Origin of the sequence: Streptomyces sp. NPDC091281, assembly GCF_044757425.1 — a bacterium.
Lineage (GTDB): Bacteria > Actinomycetota > Actinomycetes > Streptomycetales > Streptomycetaceae > Streptomyces.
Genome location: NZ_JBIVUY010000006.1, coordinates 46747 through 67612, shown reverse-complemented (window position 1 = coordinate 67612; position 20866 = coordinate 46747). Strand labels below are relative to the sequence as shown.

Below are 20866 nucleotides of genomic sequence, written 5' to 3'. Positions count from 1 at the left end.
TTCGCTGTAGCGGCGCGGGGCCATCACAAGCCCCCGTTCAACGCGGGGCGATCCACCTTGAAGGCGTGCGCTGCGATCTGCGCATAGGTAGCCTCCTCACCCGCTTCCCCCAGCCAACCACCGAAGGCCTCCTCGAACTCGTGCACCAGGTCGTCCGTGTACTCGAGGTAGGCATAAGTGGTTTGCGGGTTGGAGTGCCCCAGACGGCGGCTGACGATCAGCAACGGGTTGTAGCGAATATGGCCCGTGAGGTAGGCGCGGTGCCGTCGGGCACGAGCCTCATATTCCGCCTCGTACCCGTCCAACTGTCGCTCCAGATAGCTCAACAACTGGAGGGCGTATGTATGCCGCAGGTCATGCCAGCGCCACCACTTCGCCGGCAAGCGCGGTGTCGTCTCGTCCGCCAACTCCACCATTCTCCGCCAGGCGGCGTGCCGGTAGCGCTTCCAGGAATCCGCCCCTGGCATCAGACCGCCTCGGCAGATGAACACCGTGAGCGCCTCCAGGCCGAATTCCCCTTCCTTCACGGTGATCCGCCGCAGCTTCGGCGGCATCGCAGCCATCGTGAACTCGCGCTTCACACCGTCCAGTTCACCGCGCAGGACGCCGGACTCGGGCTCGACCCGTGACACCACAAACATGTCCCGCTTGCGCCGACCAAGGTTCGCCGCTGACCGTTGGGCCAGTTCGGGACGCTCCAACAGGCAATAGGTCTCCACCGTGTCGATGGAATCCTCGGGGACATAGATCGTGCGCGCTTTGCCGTACTTCGCGCAGGCCTGGACCGTGAACTCGCAGGCCTCCCCGGGGCGGCCCAGCCCCAACCCCAGTTCCGGCAGCAGTAGAGTGGCCCACTCCTGCCAGCGCATCCCTGTTCCCAGAGCGAGATCAGCCGCAGCCCGTCCTCGATGCGGAGCGCTGCCCCGGAATGAACGATTGACCCGGGAGTCAGGGTGCTGGCCGCCGAGTCCGACGTCGCGGAAGTACCTGAACTGATCGAACGTCAGGTGCCGGATGTCCATGGTTCGCCGAAGCCGCGGAGTGAGCGCGTTACGCCCTCTGGAAGCCACCCGGACTGGTCGACGAGCCAGATACCCGCGCTCGACCAGAAACCCGAAGAACTGATCGAGCAGCCCCGATTCCTTCGACCAAGCCGATACACCGACCGGCCTGCGCTGCTCCTCGGTCCGGAACCGCTTGTAGGACACGACATCCGATTCGGTGGCTGCCACCACGTCCCCGGCACGCTTCTCTTGATGAAGAGCGAAGCGAGCCAAGATGCGGCCGTACTCCTTGAGCGTGCCCTCAGCCAGATCCGCATAGGACAGTCCGCGGCCCCAGGAACAGAGGGGTTCCACCGGCATCATCGTCTCGTCGTCCAGGAAGACCGGCGTGCCATCCGAGATCGCGCGGTACTCGAGCAACGCTGCTGCCTCCTCACCAGACAACAGCGGGCTGTCTAAGTGAGCTCGGGCCACCTCCGAGTCAACTGCAAATAAGTGCATGCCTGCTCCTCCCCTGCGACATCCATGAGCAGTAGAGAAGCAGGGAGGCAACCCGCACCGCAGTCACCCGAAAGAGTTACGCGGCAGCCGCTGAGACAGATCTGAAGTGCCCCAAGAAGGCCTTGGAGAAGCCGTACGAGCCGAAGGCCTCGACGATCTCCCATGTGCGCTGAATCGTTTCTTCAGAGTGCCCCAGGGCCGCCGCGCGCTGCGCGAACCACACCTTGATCCGGCCTTGCGACTCCGGGTCGGACAGTCCGCGGCGCACCCGGTCCGCCTCCCCGCGCCCGCAGCCGGTCATGATCGCGACGATGTCGATGATCTGCTCGTGGAAGACGACGACGCCGTACGTCCCCTTCAGCGGTTCCTCCAGCGCGGGATGCGGATAGCGGACCGGCGCCCGCCCGTGCCGGGCCTCGATGAACGGCCGGACCATGTCGGCGGCGACCGGGCCGGGCCGGAACAGCGAGATGTCCACGACCAGGTCGTGGAAGGTGGCCGGCAGCAGCCGCCCGACCAGGTCCCGCTGGCCCGGCGACTCGATCTGGAAGCAGCCGAGCGTCTCGGTGGACCGGATGAGGTCGTACGTCGCCGGGTCGCCCTCCGGTACGGCGTCGAGGTCGATCCGCTCCCCCGTCGCCCGTTCCACCTCCGCGACCGCGTGCGCCATCGCGGACTGCATCCGCACCCCGAGCACGTCCAGCTTGAGCAGACCGAGGTCCTCCACGTCCTCCTTGTCGAACTGGGCCATCGGCAGCCCCTCGCCGCTGGTCGGCACCACCGGCGTACGGGAGAGGAGGGAGGCGTCGGAGAGGAGGACCCCGCAGGGGTGCATGGCGACCCCGCGCGGCAGGGCGTCGAGGGCCTCGACCAGCTCCCACAGCCTGCCGTACCGCTCCTTCTCCCGCTCCAGCTCGCGGAGTTCGGGAAGTTCGGCCATGGCGGTGCGGGCGTCGCGGGCGCGGATGTGCGGGAAGGACTTGGCGAGGCGGTCGATGTCGGCGGGGTCCAGGGAGAGGGCCGCGCCGACGTCCCGGATCGCGTGCCGGACCCGGTAGGTCTCGGGCATGGCGACCGTCGCCACCCGTTCGGCGCCGAACCGGCCGATGATCGCGCGGTAGACCTCCAGGCGGCGCGCGGACTCCACGTCGATGTCGATGTCGGGCAGCACCACCCGCTCCTTGGACAGGAAGCGTTCCATCAGGAGCCCGTGCTCGACGGGGTCGGCGTGCGCGATGCCGAGGAGGTGGTTGACGAGCGAGCCCGCGCCGGACCCGCGGGCGGCGACCCGGATGCCCATCTCCCGCACGTCGTCCACGACCTGAGCGACCGTCAGGAAGTAGGAGGCGTAGCCGTGGTGGGCGATGACGTCCAGCTCGTGGTGCATCCGTTCCCAGTAGGGCCGCCGTCCGGCGTACCCCCGGCGCAGCATGCCCGCCGTCGCGCGGGAGGCCAGCGCCCGCTGGGCGGTGCGGCGGCCCGCGCCCACGAGGCGCGCCTCGGGGAAGCGGACGGTGCCGATGCCGAGGTCGTCCTCGGGGTCGACCAGACAGGCGTCCGCGGTGGCGCGGGTGTGCTCCAGCAGCCGGTGGGCGGTCTCGCGCCGGAAGCCCGCGGCCTCCACGATCCGCTCGGCGGCCCGCAGCATGGCGTCCGGGCCCTTCAGCCACGCCTCCCCCGAGTCCAGCCCTTTCGCCGGATCGACGGGGACCAGACGGCGGGCGGCGTCCAGGACGTCGACGACCGGGCCCTGACCGGGGTCGGCGTAGCGGACGCCGTTGCTGAGCACCGGGCGGACGTGCTGCTCGGCGGCGAACCCGACGGTGCGGGCGGCCAGTCGCAGGGACCCCTCGCCGGTGCCGGACCGGCCGTGCCAGACGGCCTCCAGGCGCAGGGCGTCGCCGTACACCTCCCGCCAGGGGGCCAGGAGCCGGGCCGCGCGGTCGGGGCGGCCCGCGGCGAGGGCGCGCCCGACGTCGGAGGCGGGGCCGAGCAGGACGGTCAGCCCGTCCTGGGCGGCCGCGCCCAGCTCCGCTCGGGCGAGCAGCGGTGGCCCCTCCGTGGTGCGGACGTCGGCGTGGGCGGCGGTGACCAGGCGGCACAGCTCGGCCCAGCCCCGGGCGCCGTCGCGGGCGAGGAAGGTGACGCGGGGTGTCGATTCATCGACGAAGACACCTCCGCGCACCGGGGTGCGGCGGCGTTCCCGGGGGCCGGGCGCCGGGGCGGCCACCGCGAGGTCCACCCCGAAGAGCGGCCGTACGCCCGCGGCGGCGCAGGCCTTGGCGAAGCGGACCGTACCGGCGAGGGTGTCGCGGTCGGTCAAGGCGAGGGCGTCCATGCCCCGCTCGGCGGCCTGCTCGGCCAGCCGCTCGGGGTGGGAGGCGCCGTACCGCAGGGAGAACCCGGAGACGGTACGGAGGTGCGTGAATCCCGGCACGCGCACCTCCCGCACTCGTGAGCCGTCAGCGACTCTTCCCGCCATCGAACACCTGTCTTAATTTCCCCACCTCCACCATAGACCAAGTATCGAACACACGTACGACACCCCTCCGAGCCCTTCCCACCTGGGCAAACACTCCTCCCCGCGACCGTCCGGACGCTCTCGGCAACCGCTTGCCGGAGGGGACGTTTTCCCGCCACGGGCGGGCGGACCCGCCACGGGAAGCGGCCGGGGGCATGCCGGGTGAACGGCCGGGGGAACAACCCGGAGCCCGGACTCATCAGCGGTCCAGCGGGCCCCCGCCCCGCGTCTCAGCCCCGGCCCCGCGGCTCAACCCCGGCCCCGCCGACTCGATGGACCCCGGCCTGCCTCAGTGCCGAACCAGACAAAACGGATGCCCAGCCGGATCGGCGTAGACCCGCCAGCCCGCTTCGGCGGTGTCCCCGGCCCGGCCCGTGCCGTCGTCCAGTACGGTCGCCCCCGCGGCCAGGACCTGCTCCTGAGCGCGGTCCAGGTCGGGGACCCCGAAGTCGAGGTGGAACTGCTGGGGTGCGGCGGGGTCGGGCCAGCGCGGGGGGCGGTGGTCGGCGACGCGCTGGAAGGCGAGGACGAGACCGTTGGGGGTGTGCAGCGTGGACCAGTCGTCGTCGAGGGACCAGCGCCGGTCGGGCCGGTCGACGGTGCCCCCGAGGACCGCACGGTAGAACCGGGCGAGTTCCCCCGGATCGGGGCAGTCCAGCACCACGCATTGAAGGTCGGCGATCATGCGCGGATCTTAGGACCGGGGCACGGCCCCGTTCACCCGAACGCGCGTACGGCATCCGTTCGGGCCCCTCCTGCCTGCGGGAACCGCCCGCGGCCCGGACCGTGGGGGCATGACACAGACCGCCGCCGACCCGTCCGGCCGTTCCTTCCTCGCCGAGGCCAGGGACGCGGTCACCCCGCGTGCCACCCTGCTGGTGATCGGCGTGCTCGCGCTCCAGCTGCTCTTCATCGCCTCCTACGTCGGGGCCCTGCACGACCCGAAGCCCAAGGACGTGCCCTTCGGGGTCGTCGCGCCCCAGCAGGCGGCCGCCGAGCAGACCGTGGAGCGGCTGGACGGGCTGCCCGGTTCACCGCTCGACCCGCGCACGGTGGCCGACGAGGCGTCGGCCCAGCGGCAGATCCTGGACCGGAAGATCGACGGCGCGCTGCTCGTCGACCCGGCGGGCACGGCCGACACCCTGCTGGTCGCCACCGGTGGCGGCGCGGCCCTCGCGACCGTGCTGGGGCGGCTGGTCACCACCCTGGAGGAGGAGCAGGGGCGGACCCTGCGGATCGTCGACGTGGTGCCCGCCGCCGACGGGGACTTCAACGGGCTGACCTCGTTCTACCTGGTCGTCGGCTGGTGCGTGGGCGGATATCTGTGCGCCTCGATCCTCGCCATCAGCGCGGGGGCCCGGCCCGCGAACCCGCGCCGCGCGCTGATCCGGCTGGCGGTGATGGTGGCGGTCGCCGTGGTCGGCGGGCTCGGCGGCGCGCTGATCGTGGGGCCGGTCCTGGACGCCCTGCCCGGCGGGGTGGCCGCCCTGTGGGGGCTGGGGGCGCTGACCATCTTCGCGGTCGGCGCGCTGACCCTCGCCCTCCAAGGGCTGTTCGGGGTCATCGGCATCGGCCTGACCATCCTGCTCGTGGTCATCGCGGGCAACCCGAGCGCGGGCGGCGCCTTCCCGGCCCCGATGCTGCCCCCGTTCTGGCAGGCCATCGGTCCGGCCCTGCCGCCGGGCGCGGGCACCTGGGTCGCCCGCTCGATCGCCTACTTCGACGGCAACGACACCACCACGGCCCTCCTCGTCCTCTCCGCCTGGGCGGTGGGCGGCGTGGCGGTCACCCTGCTCGCGGCCACCTGGCACCGACGGCGCGGGGAGCAGGGGGCGGGAGCGGGTCCGGCGGGGGCGGGGCCTGGGAGCGGGGCGGAGCCGGGTCCGGGGCGCGGGGCGGAGCCGGGTCCGGCGTGACCGTACGGCCTCACAGCAACTCCCGGCCCGCAGTGGCCCGTACGCACGGGAAAGTCCCGCCCCTCGCGCGCGGGGCGGGACTTCACCGATGGTTCGGGTCCGGCCGGGTGATCAGTCGGTCAGTGGATCGGCTGGTCAGAGGACCGGCCGGTCAGTGGACCGGCGGTCAGCCGATCTCGGTGCCGGTGGCCGACAGGGCCTCCGTCACGGGCTGGAAGAAGGTCTCCCCGCCCGAGGTGCAGTCGCCGCTGCCGCCGGAGGTGAGGCCCACCGCGCTGCTGCCCGAGAAGAGCGAGCCGCCGCTGTCGCCGGGCTCGGCGCAGACGTCGGTCTGGATGAGGCCGTTGACGATGTCGCCGTTGCCGTAGTTGACGGTGGCGTCCAGGCCGGTGACCGTGCCGGAGTGCACCTGGGTCGTCGAGCCGCTGCGGGTGACCTGCATGCCCACGGTGGCCTCGGCGGCGCCCGAGATCGCCTGTGAGGAACCGTCGTAGAGGTTCACCTCGCTCGGGTGGTCCACCTCGGCGGTGTACTTGACGAGGCCGTAGTCGTTGTCGGGGAAGCTCGACACCTCGTTGGTGCCGATCTGGGTGCCCGAGGAGTCCGACCAGCTGGAGATGGACTCCGTGCAGTGACCGGCGGTCAGGAAGTACGGCTCCCCGCCCTTGACCACGTTGAAGCCGAGGGAGCAGCGGCCGCTGCCGCCGGTGATGGCGTCACCGCCCGCGACGAAGGGCTTGTACTCCCCCTTGGTGCGCTGGAGTTCGGCGGTGTCGCCGAGTCCCTCGACGACCTTGGTGAGCTTGGCCCACTCGGCGTCGGACACCGTGCGGTCTGCGGTGACGACGATCTTGTTGGTGGTCGGGTCGGTCACCCAGGCGGTGCCCGGGACGGCGGCCTTGCTGCTGAGCGTGGAGCGGGCGCTCTTCAGCTCGGCGAGGGTGTTCCCGACCAGTCTGGCCCGCGCGCCGGCCGCCTCGACGGTCTTCGCCGCCGACTGGTCCACCACGTTCACGACGAGGGTCTTGCTCTTCGCGTCGTAGTAGGTGCCGGCCGCGTCGGCGCCGAGGTCGGCGCCGAGCGTCGAGGCCAGCTCGCCCGCCGCGAGGGCCGAAAGGGTCTTCGGCTCAGCGGTGTTCGCGGCTTCGCTGGCGTTCGCGGTCTGGAAGCTGACTCCCGCCGCGACGAGAGCGGCGACACCCGCTCCGGTCAGCGCGATCCGTCGCCTGGGTATGCGTCGGTGCTTCAACTCGTTCCTCCGGTGGGGGGATGGCCCGAACGGTTGTGGGGACCGACCGGGCCGGGAAGGGTGGTTGACGAGCGACCACTCTTCTCAACCTCACAGGGCGCACACAAGGTCGCTTCCAGGACGCGCACACGGTTGCCACCGCACGCCCCCTGCCCCTTCACCACTCCCGACCTTCGCGTTCGCATGCACAGTGCAAATGCTACTTATCGGTAACGCTGCTTGAAGGAGCGACAGTTGAGGCCGGAGGGGACAGCTGCGGCCGCGGGTTCGGATGAGTTCCGGAGCCGCCGAGAGGCGCCGGGACCCTCTGGAGAGAGACTCGCACGGGCACTCCGGGCACAGCGGAGCCCCCGTACGCCGACGGGCGTACGGGGGCTCAGGCGCGGGTGCCGGGCACCCGGGACGCGTCCGCCCCGGGCACCCTCTGGTGCGGACGGTGCGTCAGAACACGCTGACGCCGTACGCGTTGAGCGCTTCCACCACGGGCTGGAAGAACGTCGTGCCGCCGGAGGTGCAGTTGCCGCTGCCGCCGGAGGTCAGGCCGTAGGCCACGCCGTTGCTGCCGTAGAGCGAGCCGCCGGAGTCGCCGGGCTCGGCACAGACGTTGGTCTGGATCATGCCGTAGACGATGTCGCCGCCGCCGTAGTTGACGGTCGCGTTGAGGGCGGTGACCCGGCCGCTGTGGGTGCCGGTGGTCGAGCCGTCGCGGTAGACGGTGGTGCCCACGGTCGGGTTGGCCGCGCGGGTGATGTCGACGCCACCGGCCGTACCGGCCTTGGCGATCGAGGTGTTGCTGTACCGGACGATGCCGTAGTCGTTGGTCGGGAAGCTGGAGCCCGCCGTCGGGCCGAGCACCGTGGTGCGGCCGGAGTTGGAGTACCAGGTGCCCGCGCCGTCGGTGCAGTGACCGGCCGTCAGGAAGTAGTAGTTGCCCGCGCTGTCACGGACGTTGAAGCCGAGGGAGCAGCGCCAGCTGGTCGCGTAGATCGCGTCGCCGCCCTGGATGTACTTCTGGAACTTCCCCTCGGTGCGCTTGATCGTCAGCGCGTCGGCGTTGCCGCCGGCCTGTTCCTTGATCTTGGCGATCTCGGCCTGGGACACCGTGCTGTCGGCGGTGACCACGACCCGGTTGGTCTTGGCGTCGACGGTCCAGGCGGTGCCCGGGACGTCGGCCTTGAGCACCGAGCCGCTGGCGCTCTTGAGTTCGGCGGCGCTGAAGGGGGTGGAGTCGGCCGCGCTCGCGTGGGGGACTGCGATGGCGGCGGCCGCGACGAGACCGGTGGAGACGGCGATCAGCCGGGTGCGTCTCGTGATGCGGCCGGTGGGGGTGGTGCGCTTGATCCTCACGTTTCGTTCCCTCCCAGGGGAATTCGGGGGCCCGCGTGGGGTCGGGGCCCGTGAGGCGCAGTCGAAGGCCACGGCGGGTTCGGATTGCGAACGTGCCGTGGCCCTGACAAGCGCTGTGGGGGGAGTATTCGGCCGGACGGACCGTCGCCGCAAGGGCACCTTTCGGCCGTCAAGCTTTGAACGACTTTTACGTGCCGACCCGTTCGGCGTCCGGCTCAGACCAGCGCCCGCTCCCCCGCCTCGACCGCGCTGACCAGCGTGTTCCCCGGGGCGGGAAGGGGCGGAGGAAGGCGTCGGCGAACGCGCAGGGCTGCAGCACGGCCCGGTTGAGGTCCACCGTCGTCCGTCCTTCGGCGTCGGGCGCGGCGGGGTGCAGGAACCGGAATCGGAAACTGCTGTTTCCGCTGGTGGCGTCCGCGAAGACCGCCCAGAGCGAGCCGTCGCCCCGCACGCTCACCCGGAGTGTGTGCTCCTGTCCGTCGAGGGTGAACGCCGGCTCCCCGCCGAGCCCGAGGCCGCGCTCGCGCCCGTCGGCGTGGGGCACCCGTACGGTGCGGTCCTCGGCGTAGGGGGTGAAGCGTCCGGGGACCGGCCAGCGGGGGTCGTAGGGGGTGGCGGTGATGCCGCGGAAACGGTGTCTGGCCTCGGCGTCCGGGTCGAAGTGCCGTACGCCCCAGACCCCTTCGCGCTCCAGGACGACCAGACGGCGGGCGCCGAGCGCGACGCGGGAGGCGGCGACCGGGCCGGTGTCGGCGCCGAGCCGGACGGTGCCGCTGAAGGGCTCGCCGTCCAGGGTCAGGCCGTCGGGCCCGGCCGCGGTGAGCGCCACCCCGTGATCTTCGGCCACCCAGACCCCCGGGATGTCCGGAAGTCGACCGTCCGGAAAGTCCTCGGTCCAGTGCGTGCCGGTGAGCGCCGGCGGCCCGTAGGGCTCCGCCACCGCCTGCTTCCGCTCCTCGTGCCACTGCTTCCAGCGGTCGGCCTCGTCCGTCACGGGTGCTGTTCCTTTCGTGCCGTGCGTACGGACCCCGCCCTGCGTACGGACCCCGCCGTGCGGGCGGGACTTGTCGCGCGGGCAGGATCTGTCGTGCGCGCGGGATCTGTCGTGCGGGTGGGCTTCCCCGGCGGGTCGGCCGGGGCCGGGAGGCCGAGGTGGGAACGCAGGGTGGCGCCCGTGTAGGCCTCGCGGAACAGGCCGCGTTCCTGGAGCAGGGGCACCACCCGGTCGACGAACTCGTCGAGTCCGCCGTAGCCGTCGGCCGTTCCGCCGTCGTGACCGGGGCCGGGACCGGCACCGAGGAAGGGGACGGGGACGGGATCGGGCAGGAGGGTGAAGCCGTCGGCGGCGTCCTGCCGTACGTACGCCTCCAGTTGGGCGGCGACCGCGTCGGGGGTGCCGGCGAACGAGGGCCGGCCGCGCGCCTCGATCACCGTCTGCCGGATCGACAGGCCCTTCTCCTTCGACAGCGCCCGCCACTTCTCGGCGCGGGCGACGGCGTCGGCGCGCTGCGCGGCGCCGTCCGGGCCGGGTGGTTGGCCGGGGCGCGGGTCGGTCTCGGGCAGCGGACCGTCCGGGTCGTACGCCGAGAGGTCGGCGCCCCACAGCCGTTCCAGCGCGCGGATCGCCCGCCGCGGGGTGATCCGGCGCCGGGCGAACGCGGCGGCCCGCTCCCGCGCCTCGGCGGCGGTGTCCCCGAGGACGACGGTGATCCGCGGCATGATCCGCAGGTCGGCGGGGTCACGGCCGTGCGCGGCCAGGCGCCGCCGCAGGCCGTCGGCGAGGGCGCGGGCGGCCTCGGGCGGAGCGTGCCGGGTGAGCAGGACGTCGGCGGTGGCCGCCGCGGCCTCCCGGTCCTCGTCGCCGTCCCCGGAGCGGATCACCACCGGATGCCCCTGCGGGGAGCGCGGCAGGGTGAACTCCCCCGCGATGTCGAAGTGCGTGCCGTGGTGGACGAACGGCCGGGCGGACCCGTCGGGCCCCCAGGAGTCCCACAACCGGCGGGCCGCCGCGACCAGTTCGGCGGCCCTCGGCTGCCGCGCGGCCGGGTCGGACGAGCCGTCGCGCCGGAAGTTGTCCCCGGTGCGCGCGTCGGCGGTGGTCACCAGGTGCCAGGCCGTGCGTCCGCCGCTGAGATGGTCCAACGTGGCGAGTCTGCGGGCGAGTTCGTAGGGTTCGTGGAAGGCGGCGTCGGTCGTGGCGGCCAGCCCGACGTGCTCGGTGACGGCGGCGAGCGCGCCCAGCACGGTGAGCGCCTGCGCCCGGCCGGTCGCGGCCAGGCCGTCGACGCGCCCCCGGTGTTCGGGCAGCCGCAGCGCCTCGTCGAGCAGGACGAAGTCGAACAGGCCGCGTTCGGCGGTCCGGGCGAGCCGGGCCAGGGCGGCGAAGTCCGCCGCGGCGTCCGGGCGCGCGCCCGACCGGGAGGCACCGCCGCCGGTCGCGGGGAGAGCCACGGCGAGGTGCATCGGCGGTGGCCCGCCGCCCGGTCTCCGCCCGCGACCGGCCCCGGCCCCGGACCCGGCTCCGGCCGCGCCGTCGGCTTCGGCGGCGGTCCGGCCGGGGCTCACCGGGCGCCCTCCGCGTACCGGTTGGCGGGCCGGCCGAGGCCCAGGTGCTCCCGGAGGGTGCTGCCGGGATAGAAGGTGCGGAACAGGCCGCGGTGCTGGAGCAGCGCGACCGTGCCGTTGACCAGCCGTTCGAGGTCGCGGCGCGGTTCGAGGGGGGTGAGGTGGAAGCCGTCGGCGGCGCCCTCCCGGTGCCAGGTGGCGATGAGGTCGGCGAGGTCGACGGGGCCGCCCCGGTAGAGGGGTCCCTGGGCGGTGGCGCGGGGGCCGCCCCCGCCGTGGCCGGGGTCGGCGGCGTGCTCGCCGTCGCCGAGGTCGATCAGCAGGCTCACCAGGACCCGCAGGGCGCGCGGGTCGCGCCCCGCCTCCGCGGCCTCGGCGCGCAGCGCGTCCCGCACGGACCGGGCCCGTGCCGGGTCGGCGACCCGGATCAGGACGACGTCGGCGTACCGGGCGGCGGTGGCGCGGGCGGGCCCGTCGGTCGCGTCGACCACCCGTACGGGATGCCCCTGCGGGGGCCGGGGCACGGTCGCGGGGCCGCGCACCGAGAAGGAGGTGCCGGTGAAGTCGACGTGGTGCAGCTTCTCCGGGTCCGTGAACGGGGCTTCACCGAACGGGGCTTCACCGAACTGCCCCTCGGCGGGCGTGCCTTCGGTGAACGGGCCTTCGGTGGCGGAGCGTTGGGCGGGCACATGACCCGCGGACGAGTGGCCGGCCGCGAACGAACGGTCCGTGAACGGGCGGTCCGTGAAGGAAGGGGCCGTGGCCCGGCCCGGCCCCGCGGCCGGGCGCTCCGCCCCGTCCTCCCAGCTGTCCCAGAGCCGCGCGGCCACGTCCGCGACCTCACCGGCCTCCCGCCAGAGCGCGTCCGGCGCGGCGGCGTGCCGGCGGCCGAAGAGGCGGGCCTCGCCCTCGGTGGTGGACACGTCGATGCGCCAGCCCGCCCGGCCCCGGCTGACCCAGTCGAGGGCGGCGACGGCGGCCTGCACGTGGAAGGGCTCGGTGTGGGTGGTGGTGACGGTGGGCACCAGGCCGATCCGGTGGGTGGCGGGCGCGACCCGGGACAGGACGGCGGGCGCGTCGGGGCCGGGGCGGGCGAAGGTGTCGTCGAGCGTGACGAAGTCGAGCCCGCCGCGCTCGGCGAGCCGGGCCAACTCGACGTAGGGGGCGGCCCCGTAGGCCCCCGGCTGGTCGACGGCCGCGGCCAGGTGCAGCAGGCCCCGCCCGGCTGATGACGTCATCGCGGTCATCCCCTTCTCCTGTCGCCCCGGCGCCCACCGCGCCCGTCGTGTCCGCCACCGCGCCCGTCGTGTCCGCCGCCTCGCCCGTGTCCGGCGTGTTCCTCGTGTCCGCCGGGCCCGAGGCGGGCCCCGCGTCCGTCGCGCCCGCGGGCCCCTCGCCCCCGTCGGCGGCTCGACCCGGGCCCGGTCACAGGACCTTGGAGAGGAAGAGGCGCGTGCGCTCCTCGCGCGGGCGTTCCAGCACCTCGGCGGGCGGGCCCTGTTCGACGATCCGGCCCTCGTCCATGAAGACGACGGTGTCGGCGACCTCGCGGGCGAACCCGATCTCGTGGGTGACGACGATCATCGTGGTGCCCTGGTGCGCCAAGTCCTTGATGACGTCGAGGACTTCACCGACCAGTTCGGGGTCGAGGGCGGAGGTCGGCTCGTCGAACAGCAGCAGCTTCGGCTCCAGCGCGAGGGCGCGGGCGATGGCGACGCGCTGCTGCTGCCCGCCGGAGAGGTGCTTCGGGTAGGCGGCGGCCTTGTCGGCGAGGCCGACCCGGTCCAGCAGCCGCCGGGCGTTCTCCTCGGCCTCCCGGCGGGGCCGCTTGAGCGCGGATATCGGGGCCTCGACGACGTTGTCGAGGACCGTGAGGTGCGGGAAGAGGTTGAAGTTCTGGAAGACGAACCCGATCCGGGTGCGCTGGCGCAGCACCTCCCGTTCGGGCAGTTCGTACAGGCGGTCCCCGGCACGGCGGTAGCCGATGAGCGCGCCGTCCACGCTGATCACGCCCCGGTCCACCTTCTCCAGGTGGTTGATGGTGCGCAGCAGCGTCGACTTGCCGGAGCCGGAGGGGCCGAGGACGACGGTGACCTCTCCGGTGCGTACCGACAGGTCGATGCCCTTGAGGACCTCCAGCGGGCCGAAGCTCTTGTGGACGGACCTGATGTCGACCATGACGCTCATGGCGTGACTTCCTTAGGAGGGTGGGGAGTTCGGTGAGGACGGGCGGCGCGGGGGTCAGCCGACGGCCGGACAGTCCAGGTCGCGCAGGAAGACCAGGACGGCCCGCGCGGTGGCGTCGTTCTGCCGGAAGGCGGGCCCGCCGGTGCGCGGCCGGGTGAACGCGCCCGGCGTCCGGCCGTCGGTGTGCGGTCCGAGCGCGAACCGCCGCGGGTGCGGGCGGCCGTCCCGGTCCAGGATCCGGCCGTCGGCGCGGTCCACGCGCAGCAGCCCGTCCGGGGTGTCGGTGGCGCCGTCCTCGTGCAGGGCGCGCAGCAGCGGGTCACGGGCCCGCCGTACGGTCGGTTCGGGCAGCCGCGCCTCGACCAGCGCCCGCGCGGTCACGGAGAACCCGGGCAGGCTGGGGCTGGACGCCCGGAACACCCCGTCCTCGGCGCGTACGTCCATGTCGGCGCCCGCGAACCGCACCACGCCCGCGCGGGAGAGGGCGAGGAGTTGCCGCAGCCGGGGTCCGGGCGGACCGGAGGCGAGGTAGCTGAAGAAGCCGTGCCACCAGTTCCCGATGTCGCCGAGCCGCACCAACTGCCCGTAGACGGAGAGGAGTCCGAAGAAGACCCCGAGGTCGGGGCTGTGCCGCGGGTCGTGACGGCGCGTCAGATCGTTCTGGACGTAGGCCCGCAGGCCGTCCTGGAGGGCGTCGAAGGAGTCGTAGCGCACGCCGGTGAGCGGGCGGTCGAGGGCGTCGAGGTCGAGGCGGTCGCGCGGGTCGGGCACGGCGGACGCCACCAGCGTCTCGCGTTCCTGCCCGGCGTCGGCCGCCGCGTACTTCTCCTCGAAGTCGGCCCAGGCGACGGCGGTCCGCTCGGGGTGAGCGGTGAACAGCCGGTGGTAGTGGGCGAATCCCAGCTCCTTCTCGACCAGCGGCCACACGTCCCGCCGGAAGTCGAAGCCGTCGGGCCGGGCGAGCAGCGCCTCGGTCTCGGCGGGCCCGAAGAAGCGGGGCAGCGGAGGCCGGTCGCCGGTCCAGTCGTAGCCGATCTTCGAGTGGTACGGCACGCCGCGCCGCGAGCCGACGTACAGCACCGGCTCCTGCCCGGACGGGACATAGGTGTCGCCGTCGTGGCGGCCGCCGCGGCCCTCGGTGAGCAGGACCATCAGATCGACGAAGGCGAGGCCGAAGCCGCGGACGAGGACGGGTTCACCGGGCCGCAGCGCCGACAGGTCGGTGTCGGCGGTGAAGTCGGGCGGCAGGTGGACCAGGTCGTGTTCGCGCGCGTACGAGGCCAACGCGGCCTGCTGTTCGTCGAGTTCGGCGTCGAGGTGACCGAGGGCGAGGACGACGAGGTCGGCGAGGAGCGGCCGGGGCCGTCCCTCCAGCCAGACCTGCTGGCGGCCCGCGGGCGAGCCGCCGACGCGCAGCGCGCGGCGCGGGTGGTGGTGGACGGCGACCGACGGCGGCAGCGCGGCGACCGCCTGCTCGTGCACCCAGCCCAGGTAGGCGCCCTGGAGCTGCCGGTCGGCGAAGGTGCGGCCGTCGACGGCGGCCCACTCGTGCAGGGTGGGGCCCTCGCGGACGGGTCCGGCCATGTCCACCGTCTCGTCGGTGAACATGGTGACGTCCTCGGCGTGCGAGTTCATCCACAGCAGCGGCGACTGCGCGGTGCGCCAGATGCGTCCGGCGCCCGGCGGATGCGGGTCCACGAGATGGATGTCGAGACCCGAACCGTCGTACAGCTCGGGCGCGTTGGCGGCGATCCGCTCGACGAGACCGGTCCCCCGCGGCCCGGCCCCGACGATCACCAGTGAGCGCCTCATCGGGTGCGCTCCGAACCGCGGGCGTAGTACTTCTCGACGTAGTACTGGCCGACGCCGAGCAGCGAGGTGACGACGGTGTACCAGACGGTGGCCACCATCAGCAGCGGGATCACCTGGTAGGTGCGGTGGTAGACGAGCTGCACGGAGAACAGCAGGTCCTGCACGGCGATGACGCTGACGATGGAGGTGCCCTTGAGGGTGCCGATCAGCATGTTCCCGGCCGGCGGCACGATGGAGCGCATGGCCTGCGGCAGCACGATCCGCCACCAGCGGCGCCACCGGCTCAGCCCGAGCGCCTGCGCGGCCTCGACCTGGCCGCGGTCGACGGAGAGGATGCCGCCGCGGACCACCTCGGCGGCGTAGGCGGCCTCGTGGAGGGTGAGGCCGATGATCGCGACGGCGATCGGCGTGAACAGGTTGACCGTCTTGACGCCGAGGACCTGCGGGTAGAGCGCCCCGATGTTGAACCAGAGCAGCAGCTGCACCAGGATCGGGATCGACCTGAACAGCCAGACGTAGCCCCAACTGACGCTGCGCAGCACCGGGTTGGCCGACAGGCGGGCCGCGGCGAGCAGGGCGCCCAGCACGAAGCCGAGGACCATGACGACGGCCGTCAGCCAGAGCGTGAGCCACAGGCCGCGCAGGACGGCGTCGGAGGTGAAGTAGTCGGCGACGACGCCCCATTGGAACGCGTCGTTGCGCAGCACGGAGTTGACAGCGAGGCCGAGCAGGACGAGGACGGCGACGGCGGCCGTCCACTGGCCGAGACGGCGGTGCGGGACGATCCGCAAGGCGTCGGCCTGCTCCGGTATGCCCGGTGGGGTGTCGGCTTTGGCGAGGGTGTCGGAAGACATGCGAAGGCTCCGTGACGTCGAGAAAGGTCGAGGTCGAACACGGTTGGGTGCCTTCACACCGGTGCGCCGCGCGGCGCGGTACGGCCGAGCCCCTCAGCAGGGCCGTCCGTCGAGGGTACGGCGGCGTTTCCCCTCGCTGTCAAGGCCGTCCACATGGTGAGCGGTACATCTCATGTCAGTTGACGGCCAACCGGAGACCTGCTCCACTTGGCCCATGCATCCGCAGCAGTGGCTGGTCACCCGCTCCCACATCGACTTCGGTCGCGTGTGGTCCTGTTCCTGTTGAGCTGACCCCACCGCGCGCGTCGGATCTCCGCGCGCCTTTCTGAGCGTTCGCCTTCCCCAGCTCCGCCTTCACCCGCGCCCACCCCTCACCGCGCGCCCCTCGCTCAGCGCTGCCCTCTTCTCTCCTCGCCGCTCCCTCCGCTTCTCCGCGCCGCTTCCCCTGCTCCTCCGGCTGCTCCTCCGCCTGCCCTTCTGCCTGCCCTTTCGCCTTTGGAGACCGCACACGATGCGTACGTCCCTGCGCTCACGCGCCCGTGTTCTGACCCCCTTCGCCCTGATCACGTCCGCCGCGTTGCTGCTCAGCGCCTGCGGATCGGACGACGGCGGTGATTCCGGGGCGGGTTCCGGCTCCGGCGGCACGAAACAGGCCGCGGCCGGCGCCGACGGGATACCCACCGAGGACGTGGTGTCCTCGGTCACGAAGGACGAGGCCGCGGCGAAGCTGCTGCCGTCGGGGACGACCGAGCTGACCGTCGCGTTCGCGGTCGGCGGCTCCCCGCCCGGCATCAACTACCTGGAGGACGGCAAGACGCTCGTCGGCCAGGACCTCGACTTCACCAACGCCGTGGCCAAGAAGCTCGGGCTGAAGCTGAAGACGGAGAAGGCCAGCTTCGAGGCGATCCTGCCCGCCCTGGACAGCGGCAAGTACGACTTCGGCGTCAGCAACTTCGGCGTCACCGCCGAGCGGCTCAAGACCATCGACTTCGTCACGTACATCAACGACGGCCAGGGCTTCGCGACCCGCAAGGACAGCAAGCTGGACAAGATCACCGACCTCGTCCAGCTCTGCGGCCTGAACATCGCCACCGGCGCGGGCACCACCTTCGAGGCCACGCTGGAGGAGAACAAGCACGTCTGCTCCGACGGCGGCAAGAAGGAGTACAAGGTGCAGACGTACAGCGAGCCGGGCGCCGTCTGGTCCTCCGTGCAGCAGGGCCGCAGCGATGTCGTGATGTCGACGATCAACGGCCTGCGTTACGGCGTAGCTCACCAGGAGGGCCTGAAGTTCCTCAACGAGTTCCACCGGCTCGACGTCGGCTTCGCCTTCAAGAAGGACACGAAGCTGGCCCCCGCCTTCCAGGCGGCCGTCGACCGGCTCATCGCCGACGGCACCTACGCCACGATCCTCAAGAAGTGGGGCACGACCGGCTCCGCCATCGACAAGTCCGAGATCTCCCCGCAGGAGATCAAGGACTGACGACGCCCGTGCCGGGGGTGGCGGCCCGACCACCGCCCCCGGCCGAGGCGCGCCGCCGCCTCACCCGCGCCCCCGGCGCACCCACGTCACCGGCCCACCCCCGCGGCGCGCGTCGCTAGCAGTCGCACCCGCACCCGTCGCAGCAGCACCCGTCGCAGCAGTTCGAGCAGCAGTCGCACCCGTCGCAGCAGTCACCGCAGTCGCAGCGCTGGCAGAGGCCCTCCTTGGGCTCACGGGTCCAGGGGTCCTCGTAGGTGCCGCAGCACATCTGGCAGGAGCAGGCGAGTCCGGTCCACACCGCGCACCCGGCGAGCAGTCCGCGCCGGTCGCGGCGCGGCGGGCCCGGCGTGTGCGGCGGGCCGCCGGGCGCGAACGGGTTGCCGGGCGGCGGCCCGTACTGCTCGACCCGCGCCCCCTCCGTGTCCGGCGCCGGGTGGGGGTGGCCGCAGGAGGCGGTCCCGAACGCCCGGTCCACGGAGGTGCGCAGCTCGTGCACCAGCAGCACGTGGGCGAGCTTCGGGTCGGCGAACTCGGCGTCGCGCAGGGCGAGACGTATCCCGTGCACCGCGTCGTCGGCGAGCCGACGGGCCTCGGTGAGCGAGGTGCCGGTGGCCGTCAGCGGGTTCCAGGCGCCGGAGGCGGCGTCGGCCTCCCGGTCCTCCACCGCGTCCAGCAGGTGCGCGAGCCGCCCGAAGAGCCGCCCGGCCTCGGCCAGGGGCTCGGCGTTGCCCGGCCGCCCCGCCAGCAGCGCGGTGTGCGCGAAGGCGGCGCCGGTCGCCGTCTCGGTCGGCTCGGTGACCGTCAGCAGCGGTGTGCCCGGCCCGGCGAGCGCCTCGACACCGATCTGCCGGTCGACGGCGTCCACCAGCACCGCCGTGTCGAACCCGACGGCGGACCCGCCGCGTTCCCCGGCCCGCCCCCAGCTCGTGGCGACCCGGCGCGCGGCGAGCGCGACCGGCCTGCGGGCGAGCAGCCCGTCCCCGTCGGCGACATGGTCACGGACCTTCGCCGCGGCGAGCACCAGGGAGACGGCCGCCGCGAGCCGGGCGCCCTCACCCTGCGCGACGGACGCGGTGCGCATCCCGCGCAGCGGGCAGGGCCCCGCGGTACGGCGGCCCGCGTCGGTGGTCCCGGCCTGAGCCTCCGTCAGGACCGAGACGAGCAGCCCGTCGTAGTTGGTGACGACGCGGGCCAGCTGCCCGTGGTCGCGGCGCAGCGCGAGGCAGAGCCCGCACAGGTGCGCCATCCACTGCGTCCGAAGGCCCTCACCGAGGCGGTGGCGGCACGGTCTGACGATTCCGAACATGTCGATCCCCCGTGATCCGTACGTCGTGGGGCGGCTCTTCGCCCGCCCCCGAGCTGCCGCATCGTATCGACCGATTGTCACAGGAACGGCTCGTCCGGTTCACCCGTACGCACCGGTCCTCACCCGTACGCCGTGAAGAATCATATTTCACTCACAGTCAGCAGCGGTGTACACCAGGACCCTTGGGGCACATGGACTCTCGACGGATCGGCTGTGCACCAGTACCGTCACAAACCCCCCGCGCGGCGTCTATCCACTTGGCGCGACATCCGCATCATGGACGACCATGGGGAATGCGGAAAGCAAGAATGACCGCTGTGAGAGGAGGCGTCCATGGGATCGGTACGCAAGGCAAGTGCCTGGCTCGGCCTCGTCGACGACAACGACGACGAGCGCTACTACGACGACGACTACTCCGAGGGCCCCGAGTCCGGGGACGCCTGGGTCACCGACCCGCGGGTGAAGGTCGCCACCGACACGGCTCAGGAGAAGGGCCGCCGGATCGGCACGGTGACCCCGGACAGCTTCCGGGACGCGCGCCACATCGGCGAGCTGTTCCGCGAGGGCGTCCCCGTCATCATGAACCTCACCGCGATGGAGGCCGCCGACGCCAAGCGCGTCGTCGACTTCGCGGCCGGGCTGATCTTCGGCCTGCGGGGTTCCATCGAGCGGGTCTCCACCCGCGTGTTCCTGCTCACCCCCGCCAACACCGAGATCGTCAGCGGGGACCCGGCCGCGCACCGCGCGGACGGTTTCTTCAACCAGAGCTGAGGCAGGGCCGGTCACCGGCCCTGCCCGCTTCGGGCCCGCCCCGCTCCGGGCCCGGGGGCGTCGCGGTCAGCGGAAGGCGTCGAGCCCGGTGAGCGCCTTGCCGAGGACGAGCTGGTGCATCTCGACGGTGCCCTCGTAGGTGAGGACCGACTCCAGGTTGGTCGCGTGCCGCATCACCGGGTACTCCAGCGAGATGCCGTTGGCGCCGAGGACCGTGCGGGCGGTCCGGCAGATCTCGATCGCCTCCCGCACGTTGTTGAGCTTGCCGAAGCTGACCTGTTCGGGGCGCAGCCGCCCGGCGTCCATCCGCCGCCCCAGATGGTGGGCGAGCAGGATTCCCTTGTGCAGTTCGACCGCCATGTCGGCGAGTTTGGCCTGGGTGAGCTGGAAGCCGCCGATCGGCCGCCCGAACTGCTCCCGCGTGCGCGCGTAGTCGAGGGCGGTCTCGAAGCAGGTCCGCGCCGCGCCCATCGCGCCCCACACGATCCCGTACCGCGCGTGCGACAGACAGCCGAGCGGCCCCTTGAGGCCGACGACGCCGGGCAGTACGGCGTCGGCGGGCAGCCGTACGCCGTCGAGGACCAGTTCGCTGGTGACGCTGGCGCGCAGCGACCACTTGTGCCGGATCTCCGGCGCGGTGAAGCCGGGTGTCCCGGCGGGGACCAGGAAGCCGCGGATGCCTTCCTCGGTGCGGGCCCAGACGACGGCGACCCCGGCCACCGACCCGTTGGTGATCCACATCTTGCGGCCGTCGAGGACCCAGTCGGTGCCGTCGCTCTTGGCGTACGTGCGCATCGCGGCGGGGTCGGACCCGGCGTCGGGCTCGGTCAGTCCGAAGCAGCCGATGACCTCACCGGCGGCCATCCGCGGCAGCCACCGCTCCTTCTGTTCCTCGCTGCCGAAGCGGTGGATCGCGTACATGGCGAGGGAGCCCTGCACGGAGACGAGGGAACGGATGCCGGAGTCGGCGGCCTCCAGCTCCAGACAGGCCAGCCCGTACTGCACGGCGGAGGCGCCCGCGCAGCCGTACCCCTCCAGCGACATCCCGAGGGCGCCGATCCCGCCGAGTTCGCGGGCCAGCTCCCGGACACCGGGCAGCTCCCCCTTCTCGTACCAGTCCGCGACGTACGGCAGCACACGGTCCGCGGCCCAGCGGCGGACGGTGTCGCGGACGGCCAGGTCCTCGTCGTCGAGGAGGTCGTCGATCCCGAGCGGATCGGACACGGAGAAGGGCGGCAGACCGGAACCGGACGACATGGATTCCCTCCACAAAACTAGCGCTGCTCACCAGGCGGCCGGGTCCGACGGTACCGGACGGGTCCGGCCTCCCGGGAGACGGTCACGGACGGC

At 72.7% G+C, this 20866-nt stretch carries 14 protein-coding genes and 2 pseudogenes; 3 read left to right on the top strand and 13 right to left on the bottom strand.

The genetic code is table 11. The features are described from left to right. Positions 1–23: 23 nt before the first annotated feature. The 3 genes and pseudogenes from ACIQPQ_RS17235 to ACIQPQ_RS17225 form a co-directional block, all read right to left on the bottom strand. Complete coding sequence (locus ACIQPQ_RS17235) at positions 24–1424, bottom strand: hypothetical protein (RefSeq protein ID WP_401304684.1); 1401 nt, start codon at positions 1422–1424, stop codon at positions 24–26. Positions 1425–1623: 199 nt separating this feature from the next. Further along, positions 1624–3942, bottom strand: a pseudogene (dnaE, locus tag ACIQPQ_RS17230) (DNA polymerase III subunit alpha); the annotation flags it as partial. Positions 3943–4315: 373 nt separating this feature from the next. Next, positions 4316–4711: a VOC family protein gene (locus ACIQPQ_RS17225; RefSeq protein WP_401304681.1), complete on the bottom strand. Its 396-nt coding sequence runs from the start codon at positions 4709–4711 to the stop codon at positions 4316–4318. 109 nt (positions 4712–4820) lie between these two features. Between ACIQPQ_RS17225 and ACIQPQ_RS17220 the strand changes: the two genes are divergently transcribed. Next, complete coding sequence (locus tag ACIQPQ_RS17220; protein ID WP_401304678.1) at positions 4821–5942, top strand: DUF3533 domain-containing protein; 1122 nt, start codon at positions 4821–4823, stop codon at positions 5940–5942. 166 nt (positions 5943–6108) lie between these two features. Here the strand turns inward: ACIQPQ_RS17220 and ACIQPQ_RS17215 are convergent, their stop codons facing one another. The 8 genes and pseudogenes from ACIQPQ_RS17215 to ACIQPQ_RS17180 form a co-directional block, all read right to left on the bottom strand. Beyond that, positions 6109–7191, bottom strand: coding sequence for a S1 family peptidase (locus ACIQPQ_RS17215; RefSeq protein WP_401304675.1), 1083 nt, complete (start codon positions 7189–7191; stop codon positions 6109–6111). Positions 7192–7632: 441 nt separating this feature from the next. Continuing rightward, complete coding sequence (locus ACIQPQ_RS17210) at positions 7633–8538, bottom strand: S1 family peptidase (RefSeq protein WP_401304672.1); 906 nt, start codon at positions 8536–8538, stop codon at positions 7633–7635. A 215-nt stretch (positions 8539–8753) separates the two neighbouring features. Further along, positions 8754–9532, bottom strand: a pseudogene (locus tag ACIQPQ_RS17205) (DUF1684 domain-containing protein). Next, on the bottom strand, positions 9529–11001 hold the full coding sequence (locus ACIQPQ_RS17200; RefSeq protein WP_401304669.1) for an LLM class flavin-dependent oxidoreductase: 1473 nt from the start codon (positions 10999–11001) through the stop codon (positions 9529–9531). Before ACIQPQ_RS17200 ends, ACIQPQ_RS17205 begins: the two are co-directional and overlap by 4 nt. Positions 11002–11099: 98 nt before the next feature. Then, positions 11100–12341: an LLM class flavin-dependent oxidoreductase gene (locus tag ACIQPQ_RS17195; RefSeq protein ID WP_401305226.1), complete on the bottom strand. Its 1242-nt coding sequence runs from the start codon at positions 12339–12341 to the stop codon at positions 11100–11102. A 187-nt stretch (positions 12342–12528) separates the two neighbouring features. Continuing rightward, positions 12529–13290: an amino acid ABC transporter ATP-binding protein gene (locus ACIQPQ_RS17190; RefSeq protein ID WP_401304667.1), complete on the bottom strand. Its 762-nt coding sequence runs from the start codon at positions 13288–13290 to the stop codon at positions 12529–12531. 54 nt (positions 13291–13344) lie between these two features. After that, on the bottom strand, positions 13345–15102 hold the full coding sequence (locus ACIQPQ_RS17185) for an FAD/NAD(P)-binding protein (protein ID WP_401304665.1): 1758 nt from the start codon (positions 15100–15102) through the stop codon (positions 13345–13347). Further along, positions 15099–15956 carry an amino acid ABC transporter permease gene (locus ACIQPQ_RS17180; RefSeq protein WP_383774801.1) on the bottom strand — a complete coding sequence of 286 codons (858 nt, stop codon included), beginning with the start codon at positions 15954–15956 and terminating at the stop codon, positions 15099–15101. Before ACIQPQ_RS17180 ends, ACIQPQ_RS17185 begins: the two co-directional genes overlap by 4 nt. 511 nt (positions 15957–16467) lie before the next feature. On the opposite strand from ACIQPQ_RS17180, the gene ACIQPQ_RS17175 reads away from it, so the two are divergent. Then, entirely contained in the window at positions 16468–17439 is a 972-nt protein-coding gene (locus ACIQPQ_RS17175; protein WP_401304662.1) for an ABC transporter substrate-binding protein, read from the top strand. Between the two features lie 115 nt (positions 17440–17554). Here the strand turns inward: ACIQPQ_RS17175 and ACIQPQ_RS17170 are convergent, their stop codons facing one another. Next, positions 17555–18745 carry a DUF5685 family protein gene (locus ACIQPQ_RS17170; RefSeq protein WP_401304659.1) on the bottom strand — a complete coding sequence of 397 codons (1191 nt, stop codon included), beginning with the start codon at positions 18743–18745 and terminating at the stop codon, positions 17555–17557. A 333-nt stretch (positions 18746–19078) separates the two neighbouring features. On the opposite strand from ACIQPQ_RS17170, the gene ACIQPQ_RS17165 reads away from it, so the two are divergent. Next, the gene (locus ACIQPQ_RS17165) at positions 19079–19516 is read left to right on the top strand and encodes a cell division protein SepF (protein ID WP_383774793.1); all 438 of its coding nucleotides are present in this window, start codon (positions 19079–19081) and stop codon (positions 19514–19516) included. 66 nt (positions 19517–19582) lie between these two features. On the opposite strand, the gene ACIQPQ_RS17160 is transcribed toward ACIQPQ_RS17165, so the two are convergent. Then, entirely contained in the window at positions 19583–20773 is a 1191-nt protein-coding gene (locus tag ACIQPQ_RS17160) for an acyl-CoA dehydrogenase family protein (protein WP_401304656.1), read from the bottom strand. Between the last annotated feature and the right edge of the window lie 93 nt (positions 20774–20866).